Below are 21,032 nucleotides of genomic sequence, written 5' to 3'. Positions count from 1 at the left end.
TTAATCACCCACTATATATCCTATGCCTTTTTTTGTCTTAATAAAATCCTTAAGCCCTATATCCTCCAGCCTTTTTCGAAATCTAGTGACATTAACCGTTAAAGTATTATCATCAATAAAACTATCACTTTCCCACAGCTTCCTCATAATATCATCACGGGAAACAACCTTGTTTTTGTTTTCTAAAAGAATCTGTAATATCTTGAACTCATTTTTACTTAAATCCAGCTTATCATTCTTATAGGTAAGAGTCAGCTCTCCTAAATTAAGAACAGCTCCATCACTTTCTAAAATGTTTACTTGTCCTTGAAAAGAATAAGTCCTCCTGAGTAAGGCCTGTATCTTTGCAACTATTACATTTAGATCAAAAGGCTTAGCAATAAAATCATCAGCGCCCATATTAATAGCCATAATCAAATTCATATTATCACTGGCGGAAGACGCAAAAATTATTGGAATCCTTGATATTTTCCTAATTTCCATGCACCAGTGAAATCCATTATAAAAAGGCAATGTAATATCCAAAATCACCAGCTGCGGATCATATTTTATAAATTCATCTATAACATTATTAAAATCAGAAATAATTTCTGCCTCGTAACCCCATTTGCACAATTGATTCTTTAATATACTTGATATAGTTGGGTCATCTTCTACAATTAATATTTTATACATATTCATCACCCTTTGCCATTATTTATCCATGTATTTACTATACTAAATGTCATATGCATTTCAGTCAAGTTTTTCCAAAGTGTCACATGTAATTTTTCACAAATATATAATTGATGGAGCTACCCTCACCCATCAAAAAATATAACCGCCTGTAGGCAGCTATTTAAGCCACCTACAGGCGGTTGTGAATATGTATGGTAGAGGCGAAGCACGCCCTTTAAAATCCACCATTATAATTATTGATAATTTTGTGTGCTATATAAAGACCTAACCCAAAATGATTTTTATAATCTTCCTTTTGGTAAAATGCCTTAAATAATTTAGATATATTTTTTGACATAGACTTATATAATTTAGAGGTAAATAAAAATAAATATAATAGAAAATATATAATAGGAAAAACTAAAACTAATACGTATTAAAGAGTTGCTATCCTATTTATAGTTATTTGAGGTTTTGCAGTGAACAGAAAAAAAACAACCACATAAATGACAATTCTCTCTTCTTTTATCTTTCATTTTATCGCCATTCTTCCTAAATATCTGAACTCTTTGCTATATAAGTTTGACCGAGCTTGTTATTGAATGAATTCTAAAAATTAATGGACCTTATTTTTTTATATGTTTAGTTTTATAAGTCCTCTTCTCCCTCTACCACTATGACCATTATCTATGTATTTCTATCTATCCAATCCGTATTTTATGTCTAGAATATTCAATATGCCTTGAATTGTTTCTTGGACCTCCTGTGGCACAACTTTAAGCCTTCCTTTTCATTCAAATAACCAACTTCTAACATCGTTGCTACCTCCCTTAGAATAAAAATACTCTTACCATATTTTTAAGGTAAGAGTCATCATGACTATAATATATATTTGAAGCTAATATTTAATACTTTAAATCTAGGTTATTCATAAATTAAAAAATTATTTATAATTCTATTCTTAACTCAACATCAGCTTTAATAAATCCATTTTATGTAAACGCATACTCCCCTTGAGTGTGTTTTGATAAAAAGATACAAAAATAACGGGATTAGCCCCCTATTTTAGAAACATGAACTCTTATAGATTTTAATAATTTATCCTTAGTCATATGTAGAATTTGCCATACTAGACAAAGGAAATATTAATGTAACTTTAGTTCGTTTATTCTCCTCAGAATCAATAGTAATTTTTAAGCCCAGTTTTGAACATAGTTTTTCACATAAATACAATCCCATTCCTGTACTTTTACTAAATTTTCTTCCGTTTTCACCAGTAAATCCTTTTTCAAACACTCTATTTATATCTTTATCTATTATACCTACCCCATTATCCTCTATGGTTAACATTACTGAATTAGCTTTCTTAATTGAATATATACTTATTATGGGCTCTTTACTACTTGAGTACTTTATAGAGTTTCCTATTATCTGATTAATAATAAATTCAGTCCATTTCTTATCACTATATACAATTTCATTTATATCTTTTATATCTAATTTTATTTTCTTATGAATAAAATCTCTATAATTTCCTTTAACTACATTCCTTACTACATTATCAAGATTAATTTGTTTTATAATATAGTCTTTACTAACATCATCGCTTCGAGAATAATAAAGCACCTGTTCTATAAAACCCTCAATTCTATTTATCTGGAAGTCTATTTTATTAGTTACTTCATCTTGATTATTTTCAATTATTAGCTTTGTAGAAGCTATTGGTGTTTTAATTTCATGTACCCATGTCTCTATGTATTCTCTATATTCCGCCTGTATACCCTTGTAATATTTTACATTTTCGTGCATATCGCGGCTTATCTCTTTAAGTATAGAATTTAACTTTTTCGCTTGTATAAATTTCGCTTCTTTTATTACCACTGGAAGTAGATATTTCTTATCTAAATTTTCTAATATGTTATTAATTTCATCATAATAATTTTTAAATTTTATAAACTCTAAAGCCATATAAGAAATTAATGGCAAAAACCAAATACAAAAAACATATAAAATTATAACAAAATTAACATTAATAATAATCATTATAGTTGCTAATATAATAAATAGCAGCATGTTAGATATTATTACTAGCATTTTCTCTTTAATAAATTCACCTATACTCATGGTATTATATACCCTAACCCTCTTCTTGTTTCTATTGGATTTTCTATGCCTATCTCTTCAAGTTTTTTTCTTAATCTATTAATATTAACAGTTAAGGTACTATCATCTACAAAATAATCTGATTTCCATAGATATTCCATAAGCGAATCTCGTTTTACTATATCTCCCTTATTGTTTATTAAGTAAGAGAATATCTTAACCTCATTTTTCGTTAATTCCAAGCATTTATCCTTATAAATAATCGTTGCATTTAAAAGATTTAAATTAAAATCTTTATAGCTTAATATATTATTAGTTTTTGAACTTCCACCTGTTCTTCTTAAAATATTAGTTATCCTTGCTAATAATATTTCTATATTATAAGGCTTTGTTATAAAATCATCTGCTCCTAAATTCATACTCATTAATTCATCTAAGTCACTATCTCTACTTGTAACTATTATAATTGGAACCCCTGAGGTTTTTCGTATTTCTCTACATATATAATAACCATCAAACACTGGAAGATTAATATCTAACAATATAAGTTCTGCATTCTCATTTTCAACATATTGTATTATATTATTAAAATTCATAGGAGCTTTTACTTCGTATCCATATCTTTTTAGAAAATTTTGTAATTCTTCTCTTATAACTTCATCATCTTCAATAATAATAATTTTTTCCATATGTACTCTTACCTCCTGCTTATTTTATTCTGTACCCTAATATTATAACATATTCCAAATTTTATAAAATATAAGACTTCCTATATATCTTAAATATTAAAGTACATATTCAGCTCTATCCACTCTTAATCGGGACTTTCACCCGTTAGCTTGTGGCCATTTTGAGAGCTCCTTAAAGAGGTACTTACTTTTCAGCAAATACCTCTTTAATTTATTACTTACTTTATTTTTAAACTTTAATAATTAAACTTTAATAATAATCACGCTCCTTATTAATCAGCTTCGTTGCTGAATATTAACATTTTTTGTAAAATCCCTTTATAGGTTATTCCTAACAATATTTTTATATCCTACATATGTTGTATAGAAGTATCCTGCATAAATTACAATAAATATTAAAGCTGCTACTAATGCTGAAGAGTTAATATTTGTTTCTTGTAAGCTATTTATTAAATCGCTAGTTACTTTAATTCCAACCACTGAATGAATTAATGCAAGACTAACTGGAAGACTAAAATATATCAATGTTTGAACAAAAATTGTTTTATCTATCATTTTTTTGTTTGCACCAAGTCTCCTTAAAGCTTTATATCTTTCTATACTGTCACTAGCTTCTGATAATTGTTGAAGAGCGAGTACTGCCATGCTAGTTATTAAAAATACAATACCTAAATATATTACGACAAATATCAATACACTTGTTGATACCATACCTTCTGAATGAACCGCATCCTTTGAGATACCGAGTATAAAACCACCTTTACCATAGTCCTCGCGTTTTTGATATTTTTTATTATATTTTTCTCTATTCTTATCTAAATAATTTACATTAATTACTGAGTTACTAATTTTGTAACCTGATAAAAACTCATCATTTATAACTATTGTGAAAAAACTACTTGTAAAATAAGCAGTTTGAAGATTTTCTTCTATAGCTTTAGGGTTTTTTATTAGGTATTCTTTACCTTTTATATTAATTTTATTATTATTATTTTTTATTTTTTTATTTATTGGCTTCATAAACTTATTAGTATTTGATAAAATTAAAACTTCATCCTTAGTTAAATTTACTTCTTTTTCATTCTTAAATTTTAAAATTTTATTATAATCAGATATTTTAACAAAAACTACATAGTCTTCTTTAAAATCTCCTGTTGTTAAAAACTCACTAGCTTTCATACCTGTAAGATATTCATTATGAGCTACGGATTTTTCATTTTTACTTATTTTCAAATTAAATTTATTTAGAACATCTTCTATATTGTAGTCTCCATTCATTTTTTTTACTGATATGCTGGCATCAAAGGGCGTTGACTTTTTAATTCCTGCATCCATAACTGTTTTAAATCCTATTCCCATAGATAAACTTACTATTGTGAAGAATAACATTAAGCATATTAAAGACATTGATATGAAGTTTGTATTAACTTTACTATTTATCTGTTTTACTACAAATATATTTAACCCTTTAAAATAAACCTTTTTATTTTTCTTTACCACATATAATATAAGTCCAGATAAGCTAAAGAAAAATAACACTGTACCTAATATTCCAAAAGCTATTGATATTAAGACCATAGGGTCTAGTACATTTAAACCTATTTTTAGTATCGATTTATATGCAAATCCAAGTGATACTACGCATAAAATAAATGCTATTAAATATATACTAGAATTTTTGGATTTAATATCTTGATTTCTTTTACCTGCTGTTAATAAATCGATTATCTTGTATTTAGATATAACAAATACATTAAATATCATAACAAGTAAAAACATTATTCCAAAGTATAATACAGTTTTACCTATTGCACCTGTTGAAACTGTAAACTTATATTCATTAATCGGTACATTAAATAACTTTAATGCAAAGGTGGCTAATCCTTGTGATGCTCCAATTCCTAGTATAAGTCCACTAATTAAAGATATAACTCCAACTAGAAAAGTCTCCATTACTAATATTATAGATATTTTTCTTTTTCCCATACCTAAAGTCATGTATATTCCTAATTCTTTTTTACGTTTTTTTATCAAGAAATTATTTGCATATAATATTAAACTACCTAATATTATAGATATAAATACTGAAACATAAGACATAATTTTCATTAATTTAGATACAGATTTCATTTGTATAAGTGCCTTTTGTGACCCAATTGAGTTGAAGCTATAAAATATACAAACTGCTAAAGTTAGTGTTAAGAAATATATAGCATAGTCCTTAAAACTCTTCTTTACATTACCTACAGCTATTTTGGAATACATTATCATCACCTCCAAGTAGAGTTATAACTTCTATAATTTTATTAAAGAATTCTTTTCTAGTATCCTTACCTCTTACTACCTCACTAAAAATTTTTCCATCTTTAATAAAAAGAATTCTATGAGCATAGCTTGCAGTAAAAGCATCATGGGTAACCATAAGTATTGTGGTCTTTAAATCTTTGTTTAGACTTTCTAATTTTTCAAGTAATAATCTAGCTGTTTTAGAATCCAGCGCCCCTGTTGGTTCATCAGCAAGTACTAAGGATGGATCTGTTACTATTGCTCTTGCAGAAGCAACTCTTTGCTTTTGTCCACCTGACATTTGATAAGGATATTTATTTAGTTCTGGTTCAATGTCTAAATATTTTGCTACTGATTTTATTTTCCCATCTATTTCTGAACTTTTCTCACCTTTTATTGTTAATGCTAAAGCTATATTTTCATAAGCAGTAAGGGTATCTAGTAGGTTAAAATCTTGAAATATAAAACCTAACTCATTTTGTCTAAACTTATCTAATGCTTTTGATTTCAACCTAGTAATATCACTATTATTTATTATTATTTTCCCTGTAGTGACATTATCAATAGTTGATATACAATTAAGCAATGTTGTTTTACCACTTCCTGAAGGTCCCATTATCCCAACAAACTCACCCTCATCTACCTTAAAACTGATACTGTCTATAGCCTTTGTTACATTATCTTTATTTCCATAATACTTTTCAATTTTTTCTACACTTAATATATTTTTCATTTATAACCCTCCCTTTATTTTAAATTTAATTGTTCTAACTCCATCTGATGTACTTATTATATATAATTTTATTTGCAGCAGCCATCGATGTATATTTCATTAACATTACATTTTTGTTATGTTAACATAAGTTTGATTATTTCAATGATAAAAAACCGCAAAAAAATTTTTTCGGACACTTTAAGTCTGAGGACACATAAAACACACTTCAATATTTACTTTAAAACCTTCAAAGCCTTTGATATTAGCTTATTTCTTTACTATCTTCACCTCCGTCTCCACATGGTCTGTATATGGAAACATAATTTATTTAAGTTTTTGTCTTCTTTTTCGAATTCACACTTCATTATACTAATCCAACTAAATTAGGGCATAAGAAAACCCACAACTAATTTATTAATTAGTTGTGGGTTTTACTGGTGGAGGCGAAGCACACTCTCCAAAATCCACCATTTATATCAATTTTAAATATTTAATTCTCTTTTTTATCTTCTACACCTGCTGCAACCTTTGAAACAACATCATTAGAATTTTTAAGCAACCTATACATATTATTATATAATCTCTTTAAATGTCCTTCTGATAAATCTAATATAGGCTCATACATAAATGAGTTAATATGAATATTTTCTGGGGTCATTAAATTTACTTCTTCTAATATAGCAAATACATCTTCAGTTATTTTACCTTGTTTCCTATAGATCTTTACCTCTTTAAACAGATTACCAGCTTGTGAATGACCAGAATCATCTACGTTAATTTTTAATACATTTATCATATAATCTTCTGCAAGTAACCTAATTTTCATAGAAAGAATTATTTTATTCTCTAAACTAACTTTTTCTAATGTGTTTTTCACTATTTCTTCTACTTGTAAATCTAAAACATCTACGATTTTCCTCTGCTTATTTTGTAAATTACCATCAGTTCTCCATATATCCACATATATTTTTTCCAAATCACCAACTGTTATATTATTAGTATTCTCTTTTAAATGTAATAAATTAGTTAACTTTAAATAGTTATCTGATTGATCTCCTTCTAAATATTCACTTAGATTTCTTACAAATGGGATTGCTGCAATTAAGATTTTATCATCTGACTTAACTTTATCTTTCCATTTACTAAATATATCTTTTATATATTCTCCTGGAATAAGTTTCACTTCATCATCATCTTTAGTTGTCATTAAACAATTTTTCCTAGGAATCATTCCAGAAAGTCTACTCCCTACAGTTCTATAAAAATCAAAATTATGTGTTAAAATTATCATATAAAAATCATTTTCTTTCAGCATGTCATTTAGATACTCTATAATTGCATACTTATTTTTATAATCAAATGAGTCTGCAATGTCATCAACTATTAACAGTGCTTTCTTTTTTTCACTAACTAAGGCTTTAATCTCAAAAATAATATTTAATATGTACAATGCTCTTTTTTCTCCATTACTCAATACCTTCAATAAAATACTTTTATCTACATTTCTTTCTTCATTTTTATCCTTGTAACTAAAGCTTAATACTGCAGTTTCTTCATCTTTTAAAATAACATCTTGCTGATTTATTATTTTTACACTAAAGGGTACATCAAATCTGACATTAAATAAATTAACAACATCTTGCCATAATGATTTTTCATTTTTCGCTTTTTCAATAATCTTCTTAATTTTTTCTTTGGATTTCTTATATATGCTCACCACTTCTTTTACTTCTTCCTCATTTTCACTTATATAACTAATCCAAAATTTTTGTTTAAGTCTGTCTATATCTTTTAAATCAGATATTATATCTTGATTTTTTTCTATTAACTCCCTAAACTCTCTCAAATTATTATTTTTATTTAATGCAGCATCAATTTTCTCGAATCTCATAATCAAATCGCCATTATTGAAAATTTGTTCTTTTTCTCTCTCAATCATCTTATCTAATTGATTTTTGCTCTTTATTTCTTCTCCGCTTACAACTACACTATTTTTGGCTTTAAAAAAGCCATTATCTGCTAGACTTTTGCCTATATTATTAGCATTATTATGGTTAAATACTCCTTTTTTAAAATACTTGGACTTTTCTAATAATTCATTATATTTTTGTATATATTCAGTTATAAACTTTTGTGCATCCTCGCTTAATAAAAATTCAATAACGTTATTATTAAAAATAGTCTTAAATTTAATATCACTATATGTTGAATCCCATTGATTATTATCAGCTATATATTCTATGCACTCGAAAAAATTTTCATCATTAAATTTTAATGAATTTATTATTTCTTTTTCTATTTCATCTATATTTCTAATACCACACATGTTAGATACTTTTTTAATAATATAGTTCTTTTTATCCTCTAATTCTTTATGTATGCTATCATATTCACTCTTTAGATTCTTATTCGCCATAAGCGTTGATAACTTCTTCGGATAATAATTTTCATCATATGAATCTATTACCATAATATCATCTGCTAATAAACTTATTCCATCTTTTTTAACCTTTAACTTAGTTACTCTTTCTGTATATATTAAATCTTTAGGATTAGTTGAATCTTGTATACTTTTCATTGTTTTAGCAAAAGATGTTTTCATTGAACCATTTGGAGCATATATATTAAAGCCTCTTCCTTTACTAAAATGAAAATTATACTTAAGCTTTTTTATTCCATAACAATTTTCAATATTAACTTCTAAATTATTCATACCTCACCTCTATAAAATAATAATAGCTTAATTTCTATACATAAAATGTGATAAATCTTAAAGTTGTTTCAATGTAAATAATAATTTTTATTATTAGTTTATGAACATTCACCCCAGTCTCTCTTTAAAAACCACTTTATTGGACTCCAAGTAACATAATCACTAGGAACAAAAGATTTGTCTAATATTTCAATATTAACTATCTGAGCTGGTAAGATTGATAAAGTATGATTACTGGATGGACTATCTAAATCATAAAAATGATACCTATTTTGACCATCCTTGTACTTTCTACTTGGTCCAAAATCAAACGGGACGCACGTTCTTGTTATTATGCCTTTCTCATTAGAGTTAAATTTTAATAAAACTAATTTCTTATTAATAATGGCTTCCACAAATCTATCATGCATTTCCACTCCCCCTTTATATTATTTACTATTATATCATTTTTTTCATATTTTTACTTTATTTTTCATTATTTGATTAGCAAATTGTATATTTCTTAATTCACTTCATTTTATTCGCCCTCATCAGTATTATGAAAGCTTAATATTATAATTATCTACGCAATATTTCTATACCGCTTAAAAAGAGTGGTCTTCTTTAATGATGACTTAATCTTATATGCCTCATAGTCCTTTAAAATAGTAAAGACCACATTGAATGTTACTTCAACGTGGTCTTTATAAACAACAACCTTATCAACATAATTCTGAATGAACTTTTTACTCTAGCCTATTTCTCTCTTTTACAAAGCCTCTGAACAAAGTGTAAAGTGTATCTAAATATTGTGTTTAACAAATCATTAATATAGCTATTATCTTAGCAAGAAATATATAATATTTAAATTGTTTCCTCATATGTACATATATCTATAAAATCTATTAAATCTCCATATATTCCATCTAAAACATTAACTACGTCATTATCTCGAATTTGTGCATTAATAACATTCTTTAATGACCTATTATTATGGTTAGAATCTTCCTTAAATTTATCACACAAAAATATGTTATAAGTATAATTTGTTAAAATTGATTCTTCTTTATTAATTGCTTGCTTACGTTGCCATCCATCCAAAATGCCTTTGTATTTTTCTCTTATTATGGGATAGTATATTTCACTTAATGTTTTCTTTACCTTAGTTACATCTATCGGAGATGAAAAGTATTCTTCTCTTTCCTCTTCACTTTTTCCACCCCTTAGCGAGATAAGTTCTTTAATTAGTCCATCTACACATATTTTTCTTTTTTCTACTAAACAGTTAGCATTATACTTTACCTCTTGTATTCCAACATAATGATCTCCCTTAATAGATAAGTTATTTCCATCCCATAAATAAATGTCTGCTTCATTGTTGTTAAAACTAAAGTTTAGCATATTTCTATATAACAGACTTGTTCCGAATGCAGCTCCTGATAAATTACTGCTGCCTATTATCCCTGCAATCGGTTTTTCCTCATTTACTTTCATAGAAATTTTTCCATGCCACTTATCGCCAATAACTCTATAAAACTTTGTATTATTAAATTCTTTCTTTAATTGTGTTAAAAAATTTTTAAATTCCAGTTCTCTATCATAATTATCAAACATTCCTCCTACAACGATTATTTTAGGGTCGGTTTGTTTATAAAATCCTTTCTCTAATGCATCAACAAAAACACCCTTGTTGAAAGAATTAAAAATCGAGCCACTAGCATATCCAGTGGATAATATTAATGTATCTCCCTTAAATCTCATTAAATCGCATAGAGCTAATCTAAATGGACTAGAGAATGGATATTTTCTTAACAGAAATTGTAGACCCATAATTTCACCTCATATTTTTATATTATTTAAATTATATTCATAATATGTGATGCTCAGTACGTGGTCTTTAATATTTAATATCACTGTAAGTAAACTGCTTTATTAACTAATGTCGTTAAAGCTACCTTTCACGACATCAAATCCTATATGCTATATCATAATAATGCCTGCGTTAATACTTCTTAAATAGAGAGAATAAACTTCTTTACTGAATAATTAATTTCTTAGATTTTATATTCCTTTAACATAGTAAAGACCATATTGAATGTTACTTCAATGTGGTCTATATAACCTCTAAAATATTTTACAGTACTAAACTTCATGTAGTTAGTCTAATTTCTATATCCAGTTAATAGCATCATCATTTGACTTTATACACCTTATAACAAAATCAAATATTGAATATTGTCCTAATTTAAACAAAGCTAAATTGTATGAATTATAAATGGCCCCTTTCAGATTTCGAGAAGGTAATGAATTTAACTTACATTTACTAATTACCTCCAATTTTCTATTACAATATTCTTGATTTCCAATATATGGTTTTGGAGATACTGACACATAGCGCCATGATTTAGATTGGTAACCTTTTTGCATCATTATACTACAATAAGTATTTGAATTAACAGTTCCATTGTTTTTTATAATATCATCTGCGATCATAGCCTCCTCTGCCCACATTGTTATAGGTGGCTGAGATTCAAATGGATGGTTCCCCCTAGACATAGCACAGTCATTTTTAACTGCTATAGTGATTTTCTTATAACAATACTTAATTATTGTTTCTTGTACTATTTTAGCTATTTTATAAATATTGTTGTTATTAACAGCAAGGTTTTTGTATGAGTCATACAGATTTTCTAAAAGTTCCTGTCTATTACTGTTTACCACTGTTAACGTTACTTCATTATCATTAAATTTAACTCTATCATGGTTTTGAGACAAAAAAGTATGAACATAATTACCACTACTTTTAGAGGAATAATCAATTATATATTGGTTTACAACCTCTTTTATATATTGAATTAATGCTTCTTTATCATACTTTGTATCTCTAAGAGCTTCTATAATAGTATCTTCTAACTCATATAGCTCATTATTATTAAACTTACTTTTTAATGCTTTAGCTAAGATTTTTTTAAATTTAATCTCTGCCAAATTTTCCTTTCTATTATGAAAAGTACCCATTGAAATTACTTTACTTTCAGGATTTAATACCTCTATTGAACTATCTATAACCGCTGTATCTTTTCTTATTCTTGTTAATGTATTTAAAAAATCTTTCATTGCTTTACTTGCATCATTTTGCATATCTTCATAATCCGATTCATCGTCAATTTGCCAACTCATATTATATATATACATAACACTAGAACCCGCTACAATTGGAATCATTTTATTAACAGATGTCGCAAATTCCTTATTATTCTCAGGTCGCATTACAAATAAATAAACATCTGCATCATTTATATTCTGTAGTCCTTCGACCTCTCCTGAAACACCTGGGGTATCAGTAATAATTAGTTTGCTGATGTTTTCTTCCATTACCATTTTCAATGCCCACTCGCTTGGTCTAGCTACAATCTCAATATAATCCGCCTTAGGATTCAATTCTTTTTCACAGTTTTTATAGCTTGCTTCACTACTAGCAGTATATTTATTATTTTTTTCAATGCTCTCTAAAAATTTCTGAATGCCTTCATCATCAAAATCATGAATCATACCGTTCAAAGTAGACCCTGGACTATAAAACCTTATAAATTCCTTCTCATCTTCACCAAACTCTTTCTTTATTACAAACCTACAATTAACTGACGTACAATCACTACCTGAGCCAGTAAAATATTTTAATACTAATTTTTTAGATTTACAAAATTCTGCACTAATTCTACTTTTCCCAACTCTAGCACGCCCTACTAAAGCTATTCTTTTAACCATACTTTCCCTCCTTGCATCACTCAGCCATTACTATAATTACCTTTTAGCCACAACTTAACTTGTTAGAATCATTTAATTTTGCCTTATTACACAATTATTTTAAATAATTAATCATATTAACATATTATGTAATTAAATATATTATGCCATTCCCTCATGTTTTCCCTGAATTTACTTTTAGTATGACTAAATTCAGTATGTAAATATTGATAATATAGTGTAATTTATGTATACTTAAAATGTATAATATCAAAATGATTAAGTGTTTTTTATTATGTTATATAAAAGGAGGTCAATTATGAATAGTAATAATAAAATAGTAGAAGATATTGCAAATGCAATACAGAAAAATTTCAATAATTATAAATTTAGAAATGAAGATACTTTTGCAGATGATTTAAAAGATAATGTTGATGCAGCACAGATTTTTAATTCCTTATCAAAAGAATCAATTAATGAGATATTATCCTATGTTAAAACTGAAAAAACAACTGATGGATATAATTTAATTAAGTAAGTAAGAATAGTCATAAAACAGCCTTAAACATGATTGTTCCTTTGTATTCACATGATAACAACTTTAACATATATACAGGGCTTATTGTCACTATTTAATAAGCCCTGTATATATTTACTATGCAATATTTTTATATCTATTAAAGAGAGTAGTCTTCTTTACTGATGATTTAATTTTGTAGGCATTATAATCCTTTAAAATAGTAAAGACCACATTGAATGTTACTTCAACGTGGTCTTTAAAAACAACTACCTTATCAACATAATTCTGAATGAACTTCTTGCACTCTGGCATATTTCGTTCTTTTACAAACCCTCTGAACATTAAAAACAAGCCCTTTACTTGCTCTTCTGTTATCTTAGGAGCTTGACTTCTACTTTCCTGCTCTTTTAGAGTAACTTCCAGTTTGATTTTCCTCTCCTTTAACCCACCCATCTTTTCTTTAAATTCATCATAGGCAAATCCTTGGGTAATTGCATTTACTATATTACTAATCTGCTTATCAATTCCTTCAAGCTCTTTTACTATTATTTCTGATGATGATTTTTCATTTTTTGATTGTTCCTGTATATGCTTATTAATTTGCTTAACTAATATTGGTATAGCTTTATCATTTAATATATTTCTCTCTAATTCTGATAATACAAATTCATCAATATATTCCTTACGTATTTCCTTGTTATCACAATCTCTTTTTTGCAATCTACTACCACATCTATATGAAATATACATAGGCTTATTTACTGGCTTCCTCCTGTTCCCTTGCATTGCTGAACCGCACTCACCACAGAAAATCAGACCTGACAACAAATATATTTCTTTTGCTTTATTAGCACCAGGAGCTCTTTTTCTTGCTACCATCATTTCCTTAGCCTTTTGAAATGTCTCTTTAGAAATAATAGCAGGCATTCCACCATCAACCCTTATTACCTCACTATCGTCTTTAACTAAATGGCTGTTCCTCTTCCCAAAAGCATCCTTCTTTGAGCTCTTATTAAATATATATACACCAGAATATTTCTCATTATCTAAAATACTATAGATACTATTCTTACCAAAATTGTTACCTAATCTTGTTTTATAGCCTCTTTCATTTAAATTGTCTATAATATTAGCATAACTATATCCATTGATATACATATCAAATATTTTTCTTACTATCTCTGCTCCTACATCATTTATAATATACTTTTTTTCCTCATTTACATCATATCCTAATGGAGGTTGACCACCGGTATGGCGTGCTTGGTAAGCCGTCTCTTTCATTCCTTTCATGACCTCTCTTGCAAGATTAGCTGAATAATATTGAGCCATTCCCTCAATTACAGATTCTAAGATTATGGATTCTGGACTTCCATCCAAATTTTCCACAATACTAACTAGTCTTACACCATTAGACTTTAATTTTCTCTTATATACTACTGAGTCATATTTATCTCTAGAGAATCTATCCAACTTATGGACTATTACAGTATCAAATATATCTAAGGAACTCTCTTTAATCATTTCTTGGAATGCTGGCCTTTTATCCGTTGTTGCTGATTTAGCCTTATCTACATATTGTTTAACTATTTTCATATTATTACGTGCAGCATATTCTTCTCCAGCTCTTATTTGAGCATCTATTGACTCGTCCCTTTGGTTATCTGAAGAATATCTTGCATATAGTGCCGCCAAAATAACAGCCATACTAACACTCCCCTCTTTGAGTCAAGTACATCAGTGTAAGTAATTTTGCTGCTTCGTCATAAAAGGTAACATTACTATCTTCACAAACTATTTCTGTTGTAATTATCTCACATGGTTCATACATCCTTTTATATAATTTATATCTGCTTATTTTAGAATTAATTGTCTCCACCTATACTTCACCTCCGATTATTCTTTTATTATATATCTATAATATATATTTACATATTATTCAAATACATCTATAGGTCATACTTCTACTATCCTTTGAAGTATTTGATTATATCATTAACTGGATATCTTTCACCTAGAAGTTCTCCATTATAGCCTAGAACTTGTAATTCTAAATATGATGATATTTTTATAGTTCCTTCAATATACATTTTTTCTAATCTATCATATAGACCCTTATATTCAGTTACAAATCCGGATTTTTTCTCAACAATTCTTTCAAAATAGTTTCTCCCTTCATCACCAAGAGGAACAATATTACTGATAAATCCCTTTAGAAGTTTATAACTTATAGTATTTATATTCTCTTCTAACCAAATGTAAAATGGATTTACAGGAATTAAGAGCTCCACATATTCCTGTAATTCTGTTGATGCCATTCTTTTATATAATTCATTATATCTCCCTTTATTAATAGCTATCATTGGCTTAGGCATTGTCATTCCTCCATTAATTACTTATTTAGTCTAATAGCGGATCATAAATTTTCTTTCCATAAGAAAATTAATTTTCATTGGACTTTAATAAACTCTTATAACAAGCTCCTACTCCTCTTACGTTATATTATAGGTTTATATTATTTGAATATTATAATTCAAACTGCATAATATTCATCTCTTATTTGCGTAGCTTCATACCATCAACATCTATAGATTAGTGCCGAGCATGTAGTGTAATTATGAATAATACTACCAATATGTTTAGGTTTTATGCCTATTTCATTAAGTATTTTTCCTGCCTGAGTTTGTAAATTTTTTGATATATCGTCATCACCTTCACTGTCACCATCAATTTCAATACCTTTAATTAAACACTGGATCTCAATGGCAACCCCTTCATTAGCTATCAAACAACCAATCTCATAATGTTTTTCTAAACATTTCATCATTGCACTTGCTATTTCAAGTGTTGCCTCGACCTTATCCATCATTATAATAATCCCTATTAAATATTTTTTGTCCATTTGTATTTCTCCTTTTAACTTTATTATTTTCATTTTATATTAAAATATTTTTTATTTATTTCTATCAGTTAACTGTCTATAAGATTATAATAAAATCCCGTTTCCCCGTTATTTATTAAATATATATTTATTTTTTGCTATATTCAGATTAATTTATTGTAATAGTTTTTCTATACATGCTATTTTATTCATGGGGAAACGGGGTTTTCCCCCAATAATTCATACCCATCTATTATAACTACATATACTTCTTCCTTATATCCTGATGAATTTTTTCTACTTCTAGTTAATCTACCTTTTTCACAACTTAATTTTCCAGCATCCTTTAGTTCCTTGAGCACTATATTTTTTTCTTCAAACCCACCAGATATTATCATGTCATTAAAGGATATTTTGTTCATTTGCAACTCTATGCAATCTTGCTTTCGTATAATCTTACCCAATATATCTCCATATATTTTGCTTCCATCTTCAAACTTATTCTTATACTTAGAAACGTATTGCTTGATGTAGTCTATTGCTGAATTTTGAAAATTTCTATTTCTTAAAGATTCTCCCTCAATTTTTAGTATCATGTTAGTTATACCTTCTATATCTAACTTAATGTCCATCATATCCTGGAATAGGTATGCGGTTTGTAATAAGATTGCATATTTATTGCATATTCTCATAGACATATTATCAAGAATAAGATTTTTATCCATAACCACATATAGGTCATCTTTAATAACTTTAAATTGTTGCACTAATTTAGTTTTACCTATATTCATAACATAACTTGCAAACTCAATTCCTAGGTGACCATAATTTTTTAATATAGCATTATTTATAGTTTCAGAATTTTCTGCATCTTTAGTCCAGACAAAGTTACTCGCTTCCATTACTCGAATCTGGATGCCAGCGTTCTTACTAGCTGAACCAATTAATGATTTCTCTCCATTTGATAATATCGTAGTTAACCATGTTGCTCTTTCTTTTATGTTACAATCTTTATTTAGACGATCTTTTTCCGCTCCGTTAGCTAATGCATATATGAATTTTGTGAAATTTGTCGTATTTGACATTGATATCTCATCTATAGCATATGGGACACCTTTTAGCCATGTTAACTTCTTTAGTAGTGCATTATTAGTACCGTTATAGGTACCATATAATCCCTCCTTCTTTACATCTGGATATCCGAACATAGACATTGCTAACTTTAGTGCTGTAGATTTACCAGTAGTTGAATTACCTACTAAATGAATTATCATAGTATCTAATCCTAACTCCTCCCCTACATATGCCAGAGGTATCGCTGATAACCCACTTGTAATTGCAAATTCTAATTCACACTTTCCAATAACTTCATTTTTCAACATTTCTACATATTCATATCTACTACCTTTCGGTTTAAGTTCGTAACTACCTACATACTCTGAGTCAATCCCAATCGAATTATACAAATTATATATTTCTTTATCGCCGTCTTTTGAAAAGCCTAATTTTGAATGTACTTTTTTCAACAGTGCATTATTTTCACATTCCCTAAGATACTCCTCTAACTGACTGGAGTTAGAATTTGTAACATCAACACCATACTTTTGAAGCGATATTAGATTTCTTTTATTTAAATAGTTTTCTCTATTGACTGTTACTTCTTTGATTCCCTCAAATGATTTATATCTTAAAATTGCTTTACAAGTTGAATCCTCTATATTTGTAATAATTTCCTTTATATCAATATAATTAGATATCTTTTTACCACTACCCACTAAATAAACTCCATCTCCATCACACTTATATTTATTCATATTATCCTCCATCCCCTTATTTGTTAATTAATGAAGTACCCCCCGTTTTGAGGTACTCTAACTAATTCTAAACTCCTAGACATTTATTGTATACTCGAACGTTTCTCATAACTTTCATAATCAAAAGGAGTAATATCTACAATATTTAAATATCCATTATTCTCTTTTATTGTTATAGTTAACATACTGCTTACAAAATATTGTATATCTATCTCCTCTCGTTTTGGTACTTTACCCTCATATACACAGTCTAGCAACTTATTAATCAAGGAATCATTATTCATAAATATAAGAAAACTTCCAGTCATGCCATACTGAGTGCTCATCCCTAACCTCAATGCTTCTGCACCACTCTGACATCTAATAAAATTTGAACTACCAATCTCTACCTCGCAAGTACCTACCCCAATTTTTTCTTGTTGATTCATAAACATTTTATAAAACCTCCTTTATTTTTGTTTTGAGTAGCTTAATCTCTACCCGACAAAATCTATAATACTCTACATTTTCTGTATTGAACAATCAACCAAGTCCTGTATTCCGCAAAAAAATGTCGATGATTTATTTGTCTCATAGATGGCTTACTGAGAAAAGTTTTCAAATTTACGCTTCTTCTTTATACTTCTTTATACTACTTTATACTATAGGAAATCATTTAATATAAAAAAACTTATAAGGATAGTGTTATTTATTAATAAAAATAACACTATTCTTATAAGCCTTTTCTAATGAATCCTTTACCATACGTTCTAGCTTTTTCTTATTAGTTATCCAATTTTTCTCAGTATTTATATCATTACAATACTGTAATAAAAATTTATTAATTTTAGTATTAAGTGTTTTCATGTGTTCCTTTTTCTCTACTAAATAGAATTTGTCCTCTTTTTCATCCATATATTCTTTATTGACTGCATCAACTATATAAACATCTCCATCCTCTTCCACTACAAATATTGTTCCTTTAGGAATAAGCTTTTTGACATCCCTTCTAAATCGTCTTTTATCATCTCTTATTAAAAGTCTTTCTGCTCTTGTATTTAAGATTTTGTTTTTTGCTCTTAGAGACCTACTCTTCTTCTTTGACTTTATGATGTCAATTCTTGTGTATATAAAGTCTAGATATAATTTTTCACTAACTATGCAAACTATTAGATATGCATTAAATTTTTCTTCATTCTCCATCTCCATTATATTAGAACTTAAAATTGTTCCTATTGGTACATAATGAATAAATGCTAATCCTTTTTCTTTTAATTGCTCTAATTCTTTTTTACATATATCATTAGCTTTTTTGTATTCAGAACTATTCTTCATGTATATTTGAGCATCATACCTTGTTAGTTTTATTTCATATTTTTTATAAACATACTTTATTACCATATATTCTGTCCATTTTGATATATTGAATCCATATGTAATAGCGTTTTTTTTCAGGTCATTAGTTATATTTTTTTGTATGTCTTCTGGAATATACCGGTCTATTCTTGTTTCTCTTTTTGAATGTTCACTATTGTGTTTTTTTATCCATCTATATATAGTCGCATTAGAGACTTCATATTTTTTAGCTAATTCATTTATACTTAACCCGTTAAAATACTCCTCGACGACCATCTCTTTTTCTTTATATGCATATTTACTTATCATTAACTTTTCCCCTTTAATTGAACTATAATTAATTATAACCTTTTCCACAAAAAAAATAAGTCTTTTATCATTTAAGACTTATTTTTATATTCTACTTAATATCTTTAATTCCTGCTGCTATCACTGTAAGTACCGTCCCTAAAATCTTAATTACATTTACAACTATATTCATTTATATGTCCTCCTTTACCTAATCAATTTAATAACAATGTAATATCCATTTTACCTAATTCCCATCTAAGTTAACTACCAGCCTTCATATTATTAATGGATTTTGCATTATTTAATATAATTAATTTTTATACTAGTTGTGTCCCATTAGCATTATTCAATTTACCTGTAAATATTAAAACTACATCTACTAATGCCCATATAGAACATACAGCTAGCATTGGTTGAAATATCAACAACCCTACAGCAAATATACCCAATTGTATAAATCCTATTTCCTTATATCCTAAGTAAAATCTATGCAATCCCATACCCCCTAAAAATAATGCTATTAATCCAGCTACCATCTTATTATTGTTATTTGTACTATTTCCAATACTATTAATACTATTAGCGAAGGTATTCGTTGTCCCTTTTAGCCTTATACCGCAACGTAAACATACTTCAGCACCTTTATTTTTCACTTCTACGCCACAGTCAGGACAATAGTTATCCCCTTTTGCTTTGCTAGTTCCACATTTAACACAAATTACTGCCTTTTCATTAGTTATTTTTTCTCCACATTCTCTACAATACATTTCTTTCTCCTCCTGTTTTTTCCCATTTCCAAATACTTTTAGCATATTGTTTACGTTTTATAATATCTACTTTACACACCATTGCTATTACCTCATTTTTTAAATTCACTATTTATCAAAATAGTAATAATATTAAACCCACCTTTAATATATTTATTAGATTAATCTACCTCACCCCCTTCAAGTATGTATAGATATATGAATAATTGTCTCTAACTGGTATTAACTTAATCACATACTTACCAAACTCAAAGTAAATATATAAAAGAATTTCATTATCATAGCCTGTACCATCACATAGTTCTAGCACTTTTTCATAGTTATTTAATAATTGGAACTGAATGTAGTTTAGTTCTTGTTGTAATTTACTTAGGTCTATCACTTTTTTATCATTTAATTCAACTATCAATTCTCTTGGATTCCACTGATTAGCTAATCTACCATCATAGAAATCAAACCTCATTACTCCTAAAAGATCTTTGCTATTATATTCAAAATACTTCTCTTTTCTTAATGGTTTCATATATAAAATTCC

Annotated in this window: 19 protein-coding genes; 1 reads left to right on the top strand and 18 read right to left on the bottom strand. The window is 27.7% G+C overall.

The window, feature by feature from the left end; translation table 11 throughout:
* The 9 genes from ACWJKS_RS01695 to ACWJKS_RS01655 all read right to left on the bottom strand — a co-directional run bounded on the left by ACWJKS_RS01695 (nt 1) and on the right by ACWJKS_RS01655 (nt 12,910).
* On the bottom strand, nt 1-675 hold the full coding sequence (locus ACWJKS_RS01695) for a response regulator transcription factor (protein WP_462958813.1): 675 nt from the start codon (nt 673-675) through the stop codon (nt 1-3).
* Nucleotides 676-1,761: 1,086 nt separating this feature from the next.
* Nucleotides 1,762-2,781, bottom strand: coding sequence for a sensor histidine kinase (locus ACWJKS_RS01690; RefSeq protein ID WP_216302279.1), 1,020 nt, complete (start codon nt 2,779-2,781; stop codon nt 1,762-1,764).
* Nucleotides 2,778-3,449 carry a response regulator transcription factor gene (locus ACWJKS_RS01685; RefSeq protein ID WP_462960304.1) on the bottom strand — a complete coding sequence of 224 codons (672 nt, stop codon included), beginning with the start codon at nt 3,447-3,449 and terminating at the stop codon, nt 2,778-2,780. Before ACWJKS_RS01685 ends, ACWJKS_RS01690 begins: the two co-directional genes overlap by 4 nt.
* 318 nt (nt 3,450-3,767) lie before the next feature.
* Nucleotides 3,768-5,714 carry an FtsX-like permease family protein gene (locus tag ACWJKS_RS01680; RefSeq protein ID WP_216302281.1) on the bottom strand — a complete coding sequence of 649 codons (1,947 nt, stop codon included), beginning with the start codon at nt 5,712-5,714 and terminating at the stop codon, nt 3,768-3,770.
* Nucleotides 5,689-6,468, bottom strand: coding sequence for an ABC transporter ATP-binding protein (locus ACWJKS_RS01675; RefSeq protein WP_216302282.1), 780 nt, complete (start codon nt 6,466-6,468; stop codon nt 5,689-5,691). The genes ACWJKS_RS01680 and ACWJKS_RS01675 overlap by 26 nt, the downstream gene beginning before the upstream one ends.
* Before the next feature lie 472 nt (nt 6,469-6,940).
* Complete coding sequence (locus ACWJKS_RS01670; RefSeq protein ID WP_462960303.1) at nt 6,941-9,163, bottom strand: hypothetical protein; 2,223 nt, start codon at nt 9,161-9,163, stop codon at nt 6,941-6,943.
* A gap of 98 nt (nt 9,164-9,261) precedes the next feature.
* Nucleotides 9,262-9,573: a hypothetical protein gene (locus ACWJKS_RS01665; protein WP_462960302.1), complete on the bottom strand. Its 312-nt coding sequence runs from the start codon at nt 9,571-9,573 to the stop codon at nt 9,262-9,264.
* A gap of 433 nt (nt 9,574-10,006) precedes the next feature.
* Nucleotides 10,007-10,972 (bottom strand): restriction endonuclease PLD domain-containing protein, encoded by a 966-nt coding sequence (locus ACWJKS_RS01660; RefSeq protein WP_462960301.1) that lies wholly within the window; start codon nt 10,970-10,972, stop codon nt 10,007-10,009.
* A gap of 339 nt (nt 10,973-11,311) precedes the next feature.
* Entirely contained in the window at nt 11,312-12,910 is a 1,599-nt protein-coding gene (locus ACWJKS_RS01655; RefSeq protein ID WP_462960300.1) for a hypothetical protein, read from the bottom strand.
* Nucleotides 12,911-13,208: 298 nt separating this feature from the next.
* Here ACWJKS_RS01655 and ACWJKS_RS01650 point away from each other — a divergent pair, with 298 nt between their 5' ends.
* Nucleotides 13,209-13,427 (top strand): hypothetical protein, encoded by a 219-nt coding sequence (locus tag ACWJKS_RS01650; RefSeq protein WP_462960299.1) that lies wholly within the window; start codon nt 13,209-13,211, stop codon nt 13,425-13,427.
* Between the two features lie 117 nt (nt 13,428-13,544).
* Here ACWJKS_RS01650 and ACWJKS_RS01645 read toward each other — a convergent pair whose 3' ends face one another.
* The 9 genes from ACWJKS_RS01645 to ACWJKS_RS01605 form a co-directional block, all read right to left on the bottom strand.
* Nucleotides 13,545-15,116: a recombinase family protein gene (locus tag ACWJKS_RS01645; RefSeq protein WP_462960298.1), complete on the bottom strand. Its 1,572-nt coding sequence runs from the start codon at nt 15,114-15,116 to the stop codon at nt 13,545-13,547.
* A gap of 1 nt (nt 15,117) precedes the next feature.
* The gene (locus ACWJKS_RS01640; RefSeq protein ID WP_462960297.1) at nt 15,118-15,288 is read right to left on the bottom strand and encodes a hypothetical protein; all 171 of its coding nucleotides are present in this window, start codon (nt 15,286-15,288) and stop codon (nt 15,118-15,120) included.
* 88 nt (nt 15,289-15,376) lie between these two features.
* Nucleotides 15,377-15,784, bottom strand: a complete 408-nt coding sequence (locus tag ACWJKS_RS01635) for a hypothetical protein (protein ID WP_462960296.1) — start codon at nt 15,782-15,784, stop codon at nt 15,377-15,379.
* A gap of 203 nt (nt 15,785-15,987) precedes the next feature.
* Nucleotides 15,988-16,311: a hypothetical protein gene (locus ACWJKS_RS01630; RefSeq protein ID WP_462960295.1), complete on the bottom strand. Its 324-nt coding sequence runs from the start codon at nt 16,309-16,311 to the stop codon at nt 15,988-15,990.
* A 188-nt stretch (nt 16,312-16,499) separates the two neighbouring features.
* Complete coding sequence (locus ACWJKS_RS01625) at nt 16,500-18,104, bottom strand: DUF927 domain-containing protein (RefSeq protein WP_462960294.1); 1,605 nt, start codon at nt 18,102-18,104, stop codon at nt 16,500-16,502.
* Between the two features lie 83 nt (nt 18,105-18,187).
* Nucleotides 18,188-18,538, bottom strand: coding sequence for a hypothetical protein (locus tag ACWJKS_RS01620; protein ID WP_462960293.1), 351 nt, complete (start codon nt 18,536-18,538; stop codon nt 18,188-18,190).
* Nucleotides 18,539-18,788: 250 nt separating this feature from the next.
* A complete protein-coding gene (locus ACWJKS_RS01615; RefSeq protein WP_462960292.1) occupies nt 18,789-19,748 on the bottom strand; it encodes a transposase in 960 nt (319 codons plus the stop codon).
* Nucleotides 19,749-20,047: 299 nt separating this feature from the next.
* Nucleotides 20,048-20,497, bottom strand: a complete 450-nt coding sequence (locus ACWJKS_RS01610; RefSeq protein WP_462960291.1) for a TM2 domain-containing protein — start codon at nt 20,495-20,497, stop codon at nt 20,048-20,050.
* Nucleotides 20,498-20,663: 166 nt separating this feature from the next.
* Nucleotides 20,664-21,020 (bottom strand): hypothetical protein, encoded by a 357-nt coding sequence (locus tag ACWJKS_RS01605; protein ID WP_462960290.1) that lies wholly within the window; start codon nt 21,018-21,020, stop codon nt 20,664-20,666.
* Between the last annotated feature and the right edge of the window lie 12 nt (nt 21,021-21,032).

The organism is Clostridium sp. CM038 (assembly GCF_055081105.1).
Note: the sequence above shows the minus strand (reverse complement) of the source record. Positions and strands in the feature narration are given on the sequence as shown.

Coding starts and splice junctions, on each gene's coding strand:
- ACWJKS_RS01695 (WP_462958813.1), bottom strand. CDS start 675: ATGTATAAAATATTAATTGTAGAAGATGACCCAACTATATCAAGTATA.
- ACWJKS_RS01690 (WP_216302279.1), bottom strand. CDS start 2,781: ATGAGTATAGGTGAATTTATTAAAGAGAAAATGCTAGTAATAATATCT.
- ACWJKS_RS01685 (WP_462960304.1), bottom strand. CDS start 3,449: ATGGAAAAAATTATTATTATTGAAGATGATGAAGTTATAAGAGAAGAA.
- ACWJKS_RS01680 (WP_216302281.1), bottom strand. CDS start 5,714: ATGTATTCCAAAATAGCTGTAGGTAATGTAAAGAAGAGTTTTAAGGAC.
- ACWJKS_RS01675 (WP_216302282.1), bottom strand. CDS start 6,468: ATGAAAAATATATTAAGTGTAGAAAAAATTGAAAAGTATTATGGAAAT.
- ACWJKS_RS01670 (WP_462960303.1), bottom strand. CDS start 9,163: ATGAATAATTTAGAAGTTAATATTGAAAATTGTTATGGAATAAAAAAG.
- ACWJKS_RS01665 (WP_462960302.1), bottom strand. CDS start 9,573: ATGCATGATAGATTTGTGGAAGCCATTATTAATAAGAAATTAGTTTTA.
- ACWJKS_RS01660 (WP_462960301.1), bottom strand. CDS start 10,972: ATGGGTCTACAATTTCTGTTAAGAAAATATCCATTCTCTAGTCCATTT.
- ACWJKS_RS01655 (WP_462960300.1), bottom strand. CDS start 12,910: ATGGTTAAAAGAATAGCTTTAGTAGGGCGTGCTAGAGTTGGGAAAAGT.
- ACWJKS_RS01650 (WP_462960299.1), top strand. CDS start 13,209: ATGAATAGTAATAATAAAATAGTAGAAGATATTGCAAATGCAATACAG.
- ACWJKS_RS01645 (WP_462960298.1), bottom strand. CDS start 15,116: ATGGCTGTTATTTTGGCGGCACTATATGCAAGATATTCTTCAGATAAC.
- ACWJKS_RS01635 (WP_462960296.1), bottom strand. CDS start 15,784: ATGCCTAAGCCAATGATAGCTATTAATAAAGGGAGATATAATGAATTA.
- ACWJKS_RS01630 (WP_462960295.1), bottom strand. CDS start 16,311: ATGGACAAAAAATATTTAATAGGGATTATTATAATGATGGATAAGGTC.
- ACWJKS_RS01625 (WP_462960294.1), bottom strand. CDS start 18,104: ATGAATAAATATAAGTGTGATGGAGATGGAGTTTATTTAGTGGGTAGT.
- ACWJKS_RS01620 (WP_462960293.1), bottom strand. CDS start 18,538: ATGTTTATGAATCAACAAGAAAAAATTGGGGTAGGTACTTGCGAGGTA.
- ACWJKS_RS01615 (WP_462960292.1), bottom strand. CDS start 19,748: ATGATAAGTAAATATGCATATAAAGAAAAAGAGATGGTCGTCGAGGAG.
- ACWJKS_RS01610 (WP_462960291.1), bottom strand. CDS start 20,497: ATGTATTGTAGAGAATGTGGAGAAAAAATAACTAATGAAAAGGCAGTA.
- ACWJKS_RS01605 (WP_462960290.1), bottom strand. CDS start 21,020: ATGAAACCATTAAGAAAAGAGAAGTATTTTGAATATAATAGCAAAGAT.